Raw genomic sequence first — 14339 nt, forward strand, 5'->3', positions numbered from 1 at the left:
TTTGCCGCTTGCTTCCTTCAGATTCCACGTCACCATGGACACCCTTGCATTAAGCTAACCATTACTACTGCCTTCATGGTTCGGGACTCACACCCTTTAGATTGCACCCATGCCCGGCGCACGAAAAAGCTGCCTTAAAGACAGCTCTGATCTTCAGCTAAGGCACCCGTTAGTTCAACAAGATTAGCTTATTATTTATTCATCCTCATCAATCTCATCTTCAAATTCAGAATTCGACACAATAAATTCTTTTAAGTTAGAGGCTAATTCTTCGGTTTCGTGATACCAAATATAAATTTTACCATCCATTACCGTATCAACAATCCGAAAACATAATTTGTCCCTGTACCATCTTCACCAATAGATATTAGGTCATCAGCCATGCCTTCATCTCTCACATCTTGATTTTGTCTTACAATATCATCTCAGGTTTTCTTTAAGTTTTTGGCGTCTTTAATAGGAAACAGAGTCCATTCATCAACCTGAGCATTGTTTGATAGTTTAAAAAGCTCTTTGTATTGTTTGGGAAAACCAACTCCTATTTGTTCTTCTACTGATTTTATATCTAAATCTGTAACTCCAGGTTTTCTTGTGTCAATTAAATCGATTACATCATTCATTTAATACGTACCATCCCTTCATATTCCCTTAACCAAAGCCATATAAGGTATCCTCCACCAATTTCAGCTAAGCCAGCTAACAAAAAAATCAATATTACTGTAAAAAAAGACAATCACCCTCTAAATGTTACTCTACACACTTTTTTTGCTAAGAAAGGCTTTTTATATAGTTCGTAACATTCCCCAAACAACAACTTCCTTGAGGATTGTTTACCTCGCACCCACATCGATTTTCTTTTATATTTTTACGAATGTGTTCAATAGGTTTAGGGCTAATTTCTTGTTTTATATATTCCTTGATTTTCTCTTTTGTCCAACCAAAACAATAGCAAACAGGTACAATAGAGGATTTATCTTTTTGATGAACAGAAACCTTAATTTCTGACGTTAGATACGTTTTTTTACCTATATCAAAATAGACAACATCACAATCTTTCGTTGAACAAAAATAATGAGTTAAACCTGCATTCATAGAGTCTAATACTGATGGTTTTAGCATTGATTTTAACGTAATTATTTTTACGTTTTTCCCTTTTACATTACAAGACGGACACAAATCAGAACCACTATTTTCGGAAATTTGTTCTTTTGAACAACAATCAGACATATTCAATGCCCTCCCTTTCAATTGTCCTAATATAAAAATTATAACATTCCTACTTCAACTAACTTGCCCCGTTTGTTGCATAAGAATAAGAGCTGATCGTCACAGCTCTTTAAAGAACTATTGCTCCCATTAGTGAACAACACAGATAAGTCTATTCCAGGACAGTTTTTCTTTTATTGCTAATTTTTGAATTGTTTTTAAATCTGTACAACAAGAAGTATACGGCTCGTACATATAAATCTATGGCAATGGAGAGCCAAACTCCTGCTATCCCCATCCATAAATGAATTCCCAATATATAAACTCCAATAACTCGAATAACCCACATACCAATTGCAGTACTTACATTGGACTTTTGGTATCTTCAGCCCCTTGTAAGGCACCAGCCAACACTAACCCTACAGCTAACGCCGGTTGTGCAAAAGCATCAATTCGTAAAGCAGTAACGACCATATCAATAGCATTCTTATCTGTTGTAAACCAAGTAGCAAACCAAGGGGATAAGAATATCCCCTGCTCCGATACTTCTTGCAATCAGAGAAGAAGTTCCTACCCCCAATGCCATAAAAATAGCTATATAAACAGCCAAAACTGCATTAGCGACACCAACGGCCGTTACTTCGTTTAACCCCAATTTTGAAACAAAAGGGTATCGACGAATCCGACTACAGTTTGTAAAATATTTTCAATCATCGCTGGCACAGCTAAAGTAACAATTGTCGAAAACTTTTGTTTGGTTGTTTTATTTTCCTGTATCTCAACTTCCTCCATTTATCTCAGTCCCTTTATCGAATAAAGTTATCTAACGCTTTTTTAATTTTTCATCAACAATTCTCCAAATTCACAAAATTAATTTACTTTTATTAATTCCATAATTTCTCCATATTTTTTTGTTATAGTTTTTTTGTAATAAACAGAGGGAGGAAGTAAGATGAAATCGAAATTATGGATTTTTACATTATTAGTAAGTTCAGCCATCATTGGCGGCTGTAGTGCGAGTGGTTCAGATTCTGATAGAAATGCAATGGACAATTCCAACATGACCGAAGAAGATATGGCTAATATGAAAGGTATGGATATGGAAAATGGCGATGCAAGCCATACAAATCAATTAGCATTAAATAACTCTACTGGAGAAAATGAACTTGCACTTCCGCCATTAGTTGAACCAAAGGATGGAATTGTTGATATTACTGCTCAACAAGGAACAACTGAAATATTTAAAGGAGTTCAAACAGAAACATTAGGATATAATGGTTCATTCTTAGGACCGGTTATTCGTATAAATAAAGGTGAAAAAGTAACATTTAGAACAGGGAATGAGATGTCGGAACCAACAACGTTTCACTGGCATGGAGTCGAGATACCTGGAGAAGGCGATGGTGGACCACATCAAGTAATACAACCTGGTGAAGCTAAAGATGTTGAATTTACAGTAAATCAAGGTGCTGCGACATTATGGTTCCATCCACATCCAGTAGGTGCCACTGCAGAACAAGCATATAAAGGTTTAGCAGGTTTCATTTATGTAGAAGATGAAAATTCTAAAAAACTTGGGTTACCCGATGAATATGGGGTAAACGATTTTCCAGTAGTATTCCAAGATAGACAATTTACTGAGAAAAAACAATTCGATTACCAAGCTGTTCTTAATGAAGATGGTACAATTGGAGATAAATTATTAATTAATGGTACGCTGAATCCAAAACTTACCGTTGGGAAAGAAAAAGTTCGTTTACGTTTATTGAACGGCTCAAATGCGCGTAACTATACTTTTAAATTAAATACAGGAGATTCATTCCAACAAATTGCAACGGATGGTGGTTTGGTGAATGAACCAAATGAGATGAATGAAATTACATTAGCCCCAGGTGAAAGAGCAGAAATTATTGTAGATTTTTCAAAATATAATGCAGAAAGTGACATTGCTCTTGTAAATGAAGAGGATACAATTTTATTACCATTCAAAATCGAAGGACAAAAAACAAACTCAATTGAGATTCCGGAAACATTAAATGATTATGTTGTTACAGAAGAGGAAAAAAATCTACCTGTTACGAAAAAACTGGAACTATTCGGTATGGGAAAAATGGTATATATTAATGGAAAACAATTTGATATGAACCGTATTGATTTCACACAAAAACAAGGTGAAACAGAAATTTGGGAAATCTATAACAAGCCTGATAAGATGGGTGGTATGACTCATCCATTCCATATTCATGGTACACAATTCAAAATTGTTTCAATCGATGGAAAAGAACCACCAATAAGTCAACAAGGATGGAAGGATTCCATTGGAGTTGAAGCTGGACAAACAGTAAAATTGGCAGTGAAATTCAATAATAAAGGTGTCTATATGTTCCACTGTCATATTCTTGAACATGAAGAAAATGGTATGATGGGTCAAGTTGAAGTTATTTAATTAAGCAAACCCCTCTAATTAAATATAGATTAATCTCCAAGTTGAATTGAGTTGATCATTCGAGTTGGAGATTTTTTATAAATGATAAGCTTATCTTTAACTGATATGAACGAAACTGTCAACCCACCACACCCAATGGTTTTAAATGGGGTTTCATTCAGAAATGGATACAATACTAAATGTTGAAAAGGAAAACCTTAAAGGCTTGGCACGAAGGCAAAAATGCTGACGGTGGTATACAAACTGATATGCGTGGGTTGGCTACCACATTTCATTCCATCCGTCACGGAGCTGCCTCGGACTAACGGCGACGCACGTTCAGTTCTTCGAACCTAGTGCATATTTGAAGATGAGGGTTCTCCTTACCCAGATTTTTCCTCCGAGCCAAATCTTCAATTCGTCAAACACAAAATTACAAAAAATATAACAAAGTCATGAATTACATGCTTACTTTCAATTTATTTAAGCTACATTTGATTCATTTACTGGCTTATTCGTAACGGCACATCCAATAGAAAGGACCAAATTAAAATGAATTGGTCCCTAAAATACGCACTTTCTTATTAAACTATCCTTCCCCTTTAGCTCCATAAGAAAAAGAGCTGCCGAAACAACTCCCTTAATGAAGTAGGACTTAACTAAAATGTGTCCATGAAACTATACTAACTCCACTGTATTACCTAAGAAGATTTGTTGTTTCGCTCTCACTGAGTGATACTTTTGGTGAATGATATAATTTTCTTTTCATCATTACATAGTAGAGAAAAGATGGAACAATCAGCCCTACAATCCATGCAAGATCAGCACCCCCTAAAGATTGGGCAATCGGGCCGACATAGATAGATGTATTGATAAAAGGTATTTCAACAATGATGGATATTAAAAATGAAAAGGTTGTAATCCAATTTACCTTTCCATACTGCCCGTTTAAATCAAACATGTCCTTAATATTGTACTCTCCCCTTCGAAGTACATAATAATCAACCAGATTTATGGCCGTCCAGGGGATTAAAAAGTAACTGATCAACAAAATAAAGTTAGTGAAATACTCCAAGAAATTCCCTTTTCCGATTATGGTTAATAAAGTTCCAATTATAGTGATACCTAAGACAAAAAACATTCTTACTTTTGGAGATACCTTTAATTTTGTAAAAGGCTCAATGGTTGATACTGTTGACATGAAAGAACCGTACAAATTAAACACGTTGATAGAGAGTTGGCCTAAAAAAATGGCCAGAAGCATAATAAACACAAATCGATTACCAAGCAATTGAGACAAATAAGTACCGGAGTTTTCAAGGTAACCAGGAATGGCAACAGCTAAAAGGACTCCTAATAGCATCATCCACACGGTTCCTATGACTGATCCTGTGTACGTATACCAGAATGTTTTAGCTGGAGGGGTGTCAATCGGTAAATACCTCGAGTAGTCTGCAACATACGGAGCAAATGAGAGCTGCCAGGTAGCTACAATACTAACGCATAACATGAAAGTTGAAAATTCAAATCCAGCCGGAGACCAGCTTTCTGCTGGTATTGGCAAATTGAAGACGACTATTGTAGCAGCTAAGAATATGATAAAAAAGAACCATGATAAATATTTCTGCATTTTATGAATTAAGTCATGACCTATCATCGTAACGATGAAAGTGATGCCATTCATAATAATAATACTCCATGTCAAATCAATTGATAATGAGTTGCTCAAGACTTGAGCACCTAGCAAACCGCTGCTCGCAAAGAATCCTAAGTACATAAATATGACAAGTATTAAGGGAACCACAGCACCAATAACACCAAATTGCGCCCGGCTTTGTATCATTTGTGGAATACCAAGTTTTGGTCCTTGCGCGGAGTGCGAGGCCATAAAAATGGCTCCAAGTAAATTTCCTGTAATAATTGCCATTACACTCCAGAAAAGATTTAATCCAAAACTAATGCATAAGGCTCCTGTAACTAGAGTGGTCAAATGCATTTGGGCACCAAACCAAACTGGGAATAGCCCTCTTGCTTTCCCATGACGTTCATTTTCGGGAATATACTCAATGCTCCTTGTCTCTACTTTCATAGACACCCCTCCGGTTCTTTTTTTGTAAGTTCCCTGTGATACGTCCGTCGAATCGATTGAAAAGATTTACATAGAAAGTCGTTTTCTATGTAAATCTAAGAGCCAAATAAACCAATGACATATTTTCTAAGTCATAAGGAAATTTTTTCTGTTTTAATAGCACTCACTATTTCTCTTTCTTTTAAAATAAAACTCATTAAGTCTAAAGTAAGCCTTGCTGCTACTTGTCCAGTCATACCCGCATGGTCATATGGAGGTGCTACTTCGACCATATCAAACCCAATGACCTGCCCCCTTTTCGCAATCCCTTCGAGTAATTCATTTACTTCATCATAAATGAGACCGCCTGGAGAAGGGGTTCCCGTTGCAGGAGCTATCGAAGGATCCAAACCATCAATATCAATGGTAATGAAATAGCGTTCCCCGGCTGGAATTTGTTCTAAAACGCTTTCTATTCCCATTTTTCTCATTTGACGCGGTGATAATATAACACTTCCATATTCTCTTGCAGCATCGACATCTTCCTTTTTGCTGCTACTGATTCCTCGAATACCAAACTGAAAAATCTTATCCACATGATCCATTTCAGACAATCGACGTATGCAGCTTCCATGACCATACCGTTGCCCTGAGCGATGATCTGCCCAATCCAAATGAGCATCTATTTGAATAACATGGAAAGGTCCCGCTTCAGCTAATCCCTTTCCTACTGGAATCGTAATAGAGTGATCGCCACCTAAAATAACCGGCATCGCCCCTTTTGAAACGATTTTTTTTATTGCTTCTTCTGTATTCTCCATACACTGCAGTAAATCTCCATGTACCATATCCACATCACCACAATCAACAACTTTCCAATCGGGACCTAAATACATAATATCTTTTTCGATATCATAGGCACCGTCTAATCCGAAGCTATATAATGTAGATCCTTCACGTATTCCACGCGGCCCCATTCTCGCTCCTGATTTCCATTGTGTACCCATATCATTTGGAACACCAATGACAGCTACATCTGCATCAAGTTGATTGAGGTCAGTACAAATCGGGTATTTTCCAAACGTACAGATTCCTGTAAAGGGAAGATTAAGAAAATCTTTTTCTTTTCTATTAGACATGTTAATTGCCTCCTTCAAAATGTTATTACACTCAATAAAAGAAAAGCAATTTCCATGCCATTTTGAAAAGTCAGTATTTATGAGAGGATATAGTCAAAAGTGACTAGCGCTCTTCTATATACTTTTGTATCTTTCTATTTGCTGTCGACTGGCTTATATTTAATTTTTCTGCAAGCTTAATACTACTTGGGTATTTTTGATACATGCGCATAATAAACTCCTTTTCGATAGATTCCATATACTTTTGCAAAGTGGTTTCTTTCATTCTCTTTTCTGAAAATTGTTCAAAATCTTTACCATCGATCTCGAGGTCAATCTCATCTTCGCCCGAGGTGATAACTGCTTTTTCAATAAAATTACGCAACTCTCTAATATTACCCTTCCATTCTTGTTGACCGAGCCAGGCAAGCATGGCTGGTGTAAACCGTTTATTCATGTCATATTTCTTATTCATTTCTTTCGTTATATCGAAAATCAAGGATATGATTTCGTCCCTTCTCTCCCTAAGAGGAGGGATTATAATTTTAACAATATTTATACGATAATAAAGATCTTCCCTGAACTGCTTTGCATTTACAAGTTCTTCTAAATTTTGATTCGTGGCACAAATTATTCTGCAAGAAAGCTGAACAGATTTATTCCCGCCTATTCTCATCAATGATTTGTTTTGTAAAACAGACAATAATTTCACTTGAAGGTTCATTGGGAGCTCTCCAATTTCATCTAAGATTAACGTCCCTTCCCCCGCAGCTTCAAAATACCCTTGTTTTCCACCCTTTTTTGCACCTGTAAAAGCTCCTTCTTCGTATCCGAATAATTCAGACTCAATTAATGATTCCGGTATGGCACCACAGTTTACTTCAATAAAAGGGTGAATGCTTCTTTTGGACATTTCATGAATCATTCGTGCGATTCGGTTTTTACCGACCCCCGACTCGCCAACTAACAAAACAGTTACATCCAAATCTGTTACTTTTGAAATGACATCAAGCACTTTTCCCATTTTTTCATTATTAGGAAAAAATGTGTTAATAGCTTGTTTTTTTAATTTTTCAATTTCTTTTTTGTATAACTGCACAGCTTTTGCAACCTGTTCGTTTTCATTTTTTAAGTATTCAAATTCTGTTATGTCCCTTGAGAAACTAAGTGCTCCAATCAAAATTCCTTTGTCATCATAGATAGGATAGCCAGAGATGATAGTTTTCCTATTATGTATAGTTTCTTGAATAAGGGTTTCTTTTCTTGCGCTTCTCAATACATTCGCAATGACGGAGGGAGAAAACACGCCATTTTTTTCGAGGTCAAAGATATTTTGATTCATTTTTGGTTTAAATGGAATTCCAAACATTTTTTCGGTGGTTTGGCTGGTGTATAATATATTACCCAATTCGTCAGCAATAAAGATTTCATCAAAAGAATGTTCCAAAATATGTTTTAAAAGTATAGAAACGTCTTCTCTTAAATCCATGGTTTACCTCCTAGTCATTACTGATTATCCATTATTCATAATTGACTGATAATTAAATCTATTCTTATACTAGCACAAAAATTAAATAAGCATTAATAATAGGTTACATCAGATAATTCCCTACATTTCAAAGCAATAAAGTCGGTCTTTTATTAATGGAAAACCTTTTTTTAATGGGCTTCGGCGTGTCTGCATCGTAAGGGGGGTGTTAAGATCCGCCAGCAGAGTGTGGGACTTCTGAGATTGTGTCGGATGGGGGCGGATGTAGCTTTGAAACAAAGTTTGATCAAATTAATACATGAAACCTTGATAAATGAACAAATAGATAGAGCGTATTGGATTTGAGTTAGATAGCCCAAGCCGCTGTGAATTCTTTTTCGGTTATACCAACCTTCAATGAATTGAAACATTACTAATTTAGACCTAACTTTACTTAAAGAAAAAAATACTCTGGAGAATATCTCATCCCCAGAGTATTTTTTTTTACGCTATACAACTATTAATTTTATATAACTGCCTCTTTTCCTTTGAAGCAGCAATTTGTATTTCTCCTCCTGTATGTGGGTTTCTAGTTCGATCTGCTCGGTCGCACACTTCAGGACCCCGCGATCTATTACACTATCTTGGTTCCAGTAAGCTTACCATGCACGTTAGCACTATGAACTTTGTTATGGCCTTGCACCAATTACTGTGGTCCAACCGCTATATACCTTCGACTTCTATAATGTGTATTCTCTATTCCTTCACAAATTTTAAGCTTGGATTTTTCCATTAATGACAACACACTTCCCATTTGTAGGTTGCTTTATCATCCTTCCATCCTTGATGTATACAGTGTAAGTATTATTGACTTTAGCATTTAATCTTGCTAGGTCTCCCGTTCTTGCTATGATATTTTCGACAGCTTCCCTCTTCAGATTATCCATAACTATCTTTTTCCATTGTTCCCGTTTGTTTTTTTGCTTATTTTCATCAACCATCAGGATCCCATCCTTTTTGTTTGATTTATGTTTTCTTCCTGATATTAGAGTATTATATTTTTATCATCTTGTTACTCTTATGCTTTTCCCTATTAATCCGTTTTGGATTCTTTTTTTGTTTTATAACAAAACAGGTTACGGTAAAATTAGTGAATGATTCAGGTACAAGCTTTTTAGCAAGAAATAATCAACGATAACTAAGCAAGGGTTTTCCTCGTAAAAATGTTTTGTGGTATGATAGTTAAATTGTTTATCTACCCTGTGACACATTTACATTCATCTAAGAAAAGAGGTATTTATGCACGCCACAGAATTATCCAAGCGACATTGGTTACTCATCTTAACACTTACTTTATTAACATTTGTTCTCGGGACAAGCGAATTTGTTATCATCGGGATCTTAACGGATATTTCCTCGAGCCTCCATATCACAAATGCAAAAGCAGGCACTCTCGTTTCTGCGTTTGCGATTACGTTTGCCATTGCCACACCACTCGTGATGTCGGCAACAAGCCATTTTCCGAAGCGTAAATGGATGTTGTTTTTGATAGGTTCGTTCATCATCCTGAATGCTTTGTGCGTGATTTCGACGAGCTACATCATGCTCCTTGCACTTCGGATGTTGACTGCGATTGTAACAGGGGTTTTAATTTCCCTTGCCATGATTGTTGCAAGTGAAACCATGCCGATTTCTAAACGTGGACTTGCTATATCATTCGTTTTCGGTGGTTTTACTCTTGCAAACGTGATTGGAGTACCAATAGGCACTGTCATCGCTGAATGGTACGACTGGAATGCAACCTTCCTGTTAACTACTTTTCTCGGTGGAATTGCGTTTTTGGCATCTTTTTTCATTTTACCTACTATGCACAGTCCAATTCGCAGTTCAATGCGTGATCAATTTTCTTTGTTAACACACCCACGAATCTTAATGGCCTTTTTCATTCCATCTCTTGGATTTGGAGCAACGTATGCCGTTTATACGTATCTCGTTCCGATCCTGAAAGGAATGGAAGCACCAAGTAGTTCAATCAGTTTGATCTTGTTTGGCTACGGTTTTATTTCCATTTTCAGCAACATACTCGCTGGCAAAATTGCCAGCTATAATGCTATCGGGCGACTCCGGTTTGTTTTCCTCGTGCAAGCAATCGTTCTGATCAGTTTATATTGGACGACAAATAATTTTATCTTGGGATTGGTTAACATTGGCTTGATGTCATTAATGGCCATCCTCTTAACAACATCTACCCAGCTTTATTTGATAGACCTTGCCGGTATTTATCAACCAAAAGCTACAGGACTAGCTGCTTCACTGATGCCAGTAGCAAGCAATGTCGGTATTGCCTTTGGTTCAGCTTTAGGCGGAATTGTTTACCATCAGGGAAATTTAATGAGTGTGACATGGGTCGGTGGTCTGGTTGCTATCTTAGCAAGTCTTCTAACTTTCCTAAGTCATCGCTTAGACCAAAAACAAAAGAAAGCAGCATAAGAGAAACCTAAGAACGCCTTGTATGCTTCCTAGGGTACCTCAATAGAACTAAAATCTTTCCATATCCTAATAAAAGGGATTACAGTTAACCCTTCAAATAAAATGAAAGAAAGAAGTATCAAGAACATTAGTAGTTCTTTGATACTTCTTTTAAAAATAGGACTAGGTGCTTACCTCTAAAATTCAAGCGGACAATTGCAAAAGAACTTATCAAGAACAATGTTTCTGATTAAAGGAATATTGATCTAAGAATCGAATTTTTGTTCTTTGGTACGGTTCCACCTAGTTAATCCAAAAAAATCCTATAATTGAGATAGAATCCTAATAATTTTCTATACTTTATTTCTTTAATTTTGCAGCAAGTTTACGGTTCGAGTGGAAAAAACATTCGCTAGAAACATATAGCATTCCTCATGTGCAGAGTGTATGTGGCAACACAAGGGTGCTGGTGGGTTTATTACATTCTTAAGACCTTTTTCTTTCAGAAAACAGACTTTATCAAAACAAAAGTTGCCGGCTGCAAAGGAACTTGAAACTGAATAAAATAAGTACACATGAGTTGATGTGATTCATTTTTTCTCTAACTTTTTGAGAGTTACATCATTTCACTGTCCCCGTCCCATCAACATTCTTTTCCAAAGTTATCAAGCAATGCACGCACTTCATCTGTTGATTTCGTGTTCATCAATTGATTTCTTAATTCACCAGCTCCACGGAATCCTTTGACATAAATTTTGAAAAAGCGATGAAGCCCTGTGATTGAACGTGGCAGTGCTTCCGCATATTGATCTTGAAGATCAAGCTGCAGTCTTAAAAGATCAAGGTATTCTTTACTGCTATGCTCTTTTGGCTCTTTTTCAAAAGCAAAAGGATTTTTAAAAATACCTCGCCCGATCATAACGCCATCAATACCATATTGTTCAGCAAGCTGCAGCCCAGTTTGACGGTCAGGAATGTCTCCATTGATTGTTAGTAGCGTATTTGGTGCGATATGGTCACGTAATTTTTTGATTTCCGGAATTAGCTCCCAATGCGCATCTACTTGGCTCATTTCCTTTCTTGTACGTAAATGAATTGAAAGGTTCGCAATATCCTGTTTTAAAATATGCGTTAGCCACTCCTCATTTACATCGTTATAGCCAAGTCGTGTTTTCACGCTGACAGGCAGTCCGCCCGCTTTTGCTGCTTGAATAAGTTCTGCCGCAACGTCTGGACGCAGAATAAGGCCACTACCTTTCCCTCTCGATGCCACATTCGGTACAGGGCAGCCCATATTAATATCGATGCCTTTAAATCCTAGCTCTGCCATGCCAATACTCATTTGACGGAAATATTCGGGATTATCCCCCCAAATATGTGCCACCATTGGCTGTTCATCTTCTGTAAAAATCAAACGGCCACGCACACTTTTCATGCCCTCTGGATGACAATAGCTATCCGAGTTTGTAAACTCTGTGAAAAATACATCCGGTCGACCGGCTTCACTTACTACGTGACGAAAAACAACATCTGTCACATCTTCCATTGGTGCAAGTACAAAAAATGGTCGTGGTAAATCACGCCAAAAATTATCTATCATTTCAAACTCAAATCCTCTCACTATGGATACAACTTCAAACTCTCGGTCAAAAAACATAAAGCCAAATGTTCCACTTCTTTTACACTTATATCATGCTTAATAACTTATTATCAAACAAAAGTACATTTGACATTTATAATTTGTGAAAAACTATTGTGAAAATCGGCATTGTTTATTTTAACGAAAATCTCAAAAAAGCAGATGATATAGATTTTTTCTATATCAACTGCTTTTCTATTATACCAACTCCAACCACGCGTCAGCTTCACAATGACTCGACTGTGGAAACATTCTGTCTTATACCGTCACTTCAGCATTTTAATTTTTGTCGGAGGTAATAGGGAGTGTCCGTTCAACTATTACTCCTACAGAAAAATCTCTTGCGATAAACCTAATTTGGCATACTATCACATCTCACAATCCTATTGATTCCCAAACAAAAAGCTAATTTCCATACTAAAATATTGGTCGCACTCTGGTAACATTTTGGTTACAAACTATAGAAAACTGACGGAAATGATAGTTCATCCTAAAACTTACACACGCATCGAAAACCTTGATTTAAAGCCATTTTAGACATTTTAGTATGCTATCGGAAATTACACTCCCCACGCTGACAGCGTAGAGGTCAGTAGTTGATTGTTTTCTTGCATTCCAGATGTTTATGTAGCTGAAGTAAGTAGAGACAATAAACAAACGGTAAGATGTCATATCTAAATTAGACCTGGCGAAAAAACAATTCGTTGTTATTACTCCCGATCAACTTTTTATACACCTTCGAATGTCTTCAAAAAGAATGAATAAAAGCCTTCCTCGTAAGGAAAACTCTGTATCTTGGTAAATGGTCAACTCGCTTGGGTTGCAACTCACGGTCTGCCCTATCCATGTGGGTTGCTCCCTGCGACCCCACTCACCATCCGCGAAATTTGATGGAGTGTAATGACCCTCTCTTCTTTATTCTAAAGCATTTTGCATATTTAGATTTTCTGACTCAACGTCTCTTATAGTAGATTTAGGTTTAATCTCATATCCTTGTTCACGAAGCCATTTCCTATATGGTCCAGGTGTTGTATGCTCTCTTTTTTACTATCATCTCATTTAGCTATTGCTCTTTTGTGTATCCATAGACTTTATTTAAGTAAAGCCAGTAAGAAAGGAATCAATTGAATCTTCAAGAAGAACGAGTTGTGCCATTAACTACGCATCTTTATCTCTTTCCTTTGTGACGGATGTTTATTGATAAAGACCACCCTTAATCTCTTCCTTATATATATCCAACTATGTCAGACAGTGTTCTTCGAACCCATCTTGTTTGACAATGGTCGGGACTTCCTAATTCTATATTTGCTTTTATGGCTTCAACCACTGTCACATAGTAATTGATCTTGCCTCTTATGATTGGATTCACTCGGTCTATCCACTCATCTATACTTAGAGTGAACGTTTTCCTCGTTTCTTAATCTTCAGTCGAAAATCCTTTATGGATTATTTCTTTGGCGTTACATGAAAAACCGCTTCCTTCTCTCCAGTGATGACAAGTAAATCCCAGAAAATCTAAGTTATCCTTTTGAAAGTTGATGACTTTCGTCTTTTCCTTTGAAATTTCTACCTCAGTTCTTTTAGCTTTTCTTTTGTGATACAAGCTGCTTCTTTGATATCTTCATCTCAAATGAAAATAAGAGATGGAAATTGCTTTGTAACAATGACTACTTCCAAAAAGGAGATGAGTTCCTTTAAAGAAAACTTAGCATTTTCTGAACAAACTGAAATGGTCCAACCTTAAGGTTGGTAAATGATAAGCAAAGAATCACATGTCACCATATTTTTTGGAATCGTCAAGATTATGGAAACCCTGTGGGAGAATCAGCGCAGACTTCCTTAATGATTAATTTGGATTTGGATGGGTATCCTTATTTAGAGAGAGAAATAAAATTAAGTTGTGGGAAACCACTTTAAAGAAAGGAAATTATATATGCAAGAAAACC

Annotated in this window: 10 protein-coding genes and 2 pseudogenes; 2 read left to right on the plus strand and 10 right to left on the minus strand. The window is 36.6% G+C overall.

Annotation, left to right across the window (positions count from 1 at the left end; genetic code table 11):
* Positions 1 to 425: 425 nt before the first annotated feature.
* The 5 genes and pseudogenes from ACQKMR_RS27065 to ACQKMR_RS27085 all read right to left on the minus strand — a co-directional run bounded on the left by ACQKMR_RS27065 (position 426) and on the right by ACQKMR_RS27085 (position 1998).
* Positions 426 to 620 carry an SMI1/KNR4 family protein gene (locus ACQKMR_RS27065; protein ID WP_427700040.1) on the minus strand — a complete coding sequence of 65 codons (195 nt, stop codon included), beginning with the start codon at positions 618 to 620 and terminating at the stop codon, positions 426 to 428.
* A 23-nt stretch (positions 621 to 643) separates the two neighbouring features.
* A pseudogene (locus tag ACQKMR_RS27070) lies at positions 644 to 733 on the minus strand (YnfA family protein); the annotation flags it as partial.
* Between the two features lie 35 nt (positions 734 to 768).
* Positions 769 to 1227: a putative iron-sulfur cluster-binding metallochaperone gene (locus tag ACQKMR_RS27075; protein WP_427700041.1), complete on the minus strand. Its 459-nt coding sequence runs from the start codon at positions 1225 to 1227 to the stop codon at positions 769 to 771.
* A 342-nt stretch (positions 1228 to 1569) separates the two neighbouring features.
* Positions 1570 to 1861, minus strand: a pseudogene (locus tag ACQKMR_RS27080) (MATE family efflux transporter).
* The gene (locus ACQKMR_RS27085; RefSeq protein ID WP_427700042.1) at positions 1852 to 1998 is read right to left on the minus strand and encodes a hypothetical protein; all 147 of its coding nucleotides are present in this window, start codon (positions 1996 to 1998) and stop codon (positions 1852 to 1854) included. The pseudogene ACQKMR_RS27080 and the gene ACQKMR_RS27085 overlap by 10 nt, the downstream one beginning before the upstream one ends.
* Before the next feature lie 160 nt (positions 1999 to 2158).
* Between ACQKMR_RS27085 and ACQKMR_RS27090 the strand changes: the two genes are divergently transcribed.
* Positions 2159 to 3652, plus strand: coding sequence for a multicopper oxidase family protein (locus ACQKMR_RS27090; RefSeq protein WP_427700043.1), 1494 nt, complete (start codon positions 2159 to 2161; stop codon positions 3650 to 3652).
* Between the two features lie 676 nt (positions 3653 to 4328).
* Here ACQKMR_RS27090 and ACQKMR_RS27095 read toward each other — a convergent pair.
* From ACQKMR_RS27095 to ACQKMR_RS27110, 4 genes are all read right to left on the minus strand, one after another.
* Positions 4329 to 5720 carry a purine-cytosine permease family protein gene (locus tag ACQKMR_RS27095; protein ID WP_427700044.1) on the minus strand — a complete coding sequence of 464 codons (1392 nt, stop codon included), beginning with the start codon at positions 5718 to 5720 and terminating at the stop codon, positions 4329 to 4331.
* A gap of 131 nt (positions 5721 to 5851) precedes the next feature.
* Positions 5852 to 6838: an agmatinase gene (gene speB, locus ACQKMR_RS27100; protein WP_427700045.1), complete on the minus strand. Its 987-nt coding sequence runs from the start codon at positions 6836 to 6838 to the stop codon at positions 5852 to 5854.
* Positions 6839 to 6941: 103 nt separating this feature from the next.
* The gene (locus ACQKMR_RS27105; RefSeq protein WP_427700046.1) at positions 6942 to 8306 is read right to left on the minus strand and encodes a sigma-54 interaction domain-containing protein; all 1365 of its coding nucleotides are present in this window, start codon (positions 8304 to 8306) and stop codon (positions 6942 to 6944) included.
* Between the two features lie 752 nt (positions 8307 to 9058).
* A complete protein-coding gene (locus ACQKMR_RS27110) occupies positions 9059 to 9286 on the minus strand; it encodes a hypothetical protein (protein WP_427700047.1) in 228 nt (75 codons plus the stop codon).
* Positions 9287 to 9584: 298 nt separating this feature from the next.
* Here ACQKMR_RS27110 and ACQKMR_RS27115 point away from each other — a divergent pair, with 298 nt between their 5' ends.
* Positions 9585 to 10775, plus strand: coding sequence for an MFS transporter (locus ACQKMR_RS27115; protein WP_427700048.1), 1191 nt, complete (start codon positions 9585 to 9587; stop codon positions 10773 to 10775).
* A gap of 622 nt (positions 10776 to 11397) precedes the next feature.
* On the opposite strand, the gene ACQKMR_RS27120 is transcribed toward ACQKMR_RS27115, so the two are convergent.
* Positions 11398 to 12354, minus strand: coding sequence for a tRNA dihydrouridine synthase (locus ACQKMR_RS27120; protein WP_427700049.1), 957 nt, complete (start codon positions 12352 to 12354; stop codon positions 11398 to 11400).
* Between the last annotated feature and the right edge of the window lie 1985 nt (positions 12355 to 14339).

Source organism: Peribacillus sp. NPDC096540 (assembly GCF_050278525.1).
GTDB lineage: Bacteria > Bacillota > Bacilli > Bacillales > DSM-1321 > Peribacillus.

Bases quoted from the DNA above. Each gene is read 5' to 3' on its own strand.
- ACQKMR_RS27065 (WP_427700040.1), bottom strand. From the start codon at position 620: ATGAATGATGTAATCGATTTAATTGACACAAGAAAACCTGGAGTTACA.
- ACQKMR_RS27075 (WP_427700041.1), bottom strand. From the start codon at position 1,227: ATGTCTGATTGTTGTTCAAAAGAACAAATTTCCGAAAATAGTGGTTCT.
- ACQKMR_RS27085 (WP_427700042.1), bottom strand. From the start codon at position 1,998: ATGGAGGAAGTTGAGATACAGGAAAATAAAACAACCAAACAAAAGTTT.
- ACQKMR_RS27090 (WP_427700043.1), top strand. From the start codon at position 2,159: ATGAAATCGAAATTATGGATTTTTACATTATTAGTAAGTTCAGCCATC.
- ACQKMR_RS27095 (WP_427700044.1), bottom strand. From the start codon at position 5,720: ATGAAAGTAGAGACAAGGAGCATTGAGTATATTCCCGAAAATGAACGT.
- speB (WP_427700045.1), bottom strand. From the start codon at position 6,838: ATGTCTAATAGAAAAGAAAAAGATTTTCTTAATCTTCCCTTTACAGGA.
- ACQKMR_RS27105 (WP_427700046.1), bottom strand. From the start codon at position 8,306: ATGGATTTAAGAGAAGACGTTTCTATACTTTTAAAACATATTTTGGAA.
- ACQKMR_RS27110 (WP_427700047.1), bottom strand. From the start codon at position 9,286: ATGGTTGATGAAAATAAGCAAAAAAACAAACGGGAACAATGGAAAAAG.
- ACQKMR_RS27115 (WP_427700048.1), top strand. From the start codon at position 9,585: ATGCACGCCACAGAATTATCCAAGCGACATTGGTTACTCATCTTAACA.
- ACQKMR_RS27120 (WP_427700049.1), bottom strand. From the start codon at position 12,354: ATGATAGATAATTTTTGGCGTGATTTACCACGACCATTTTTTGTACTT.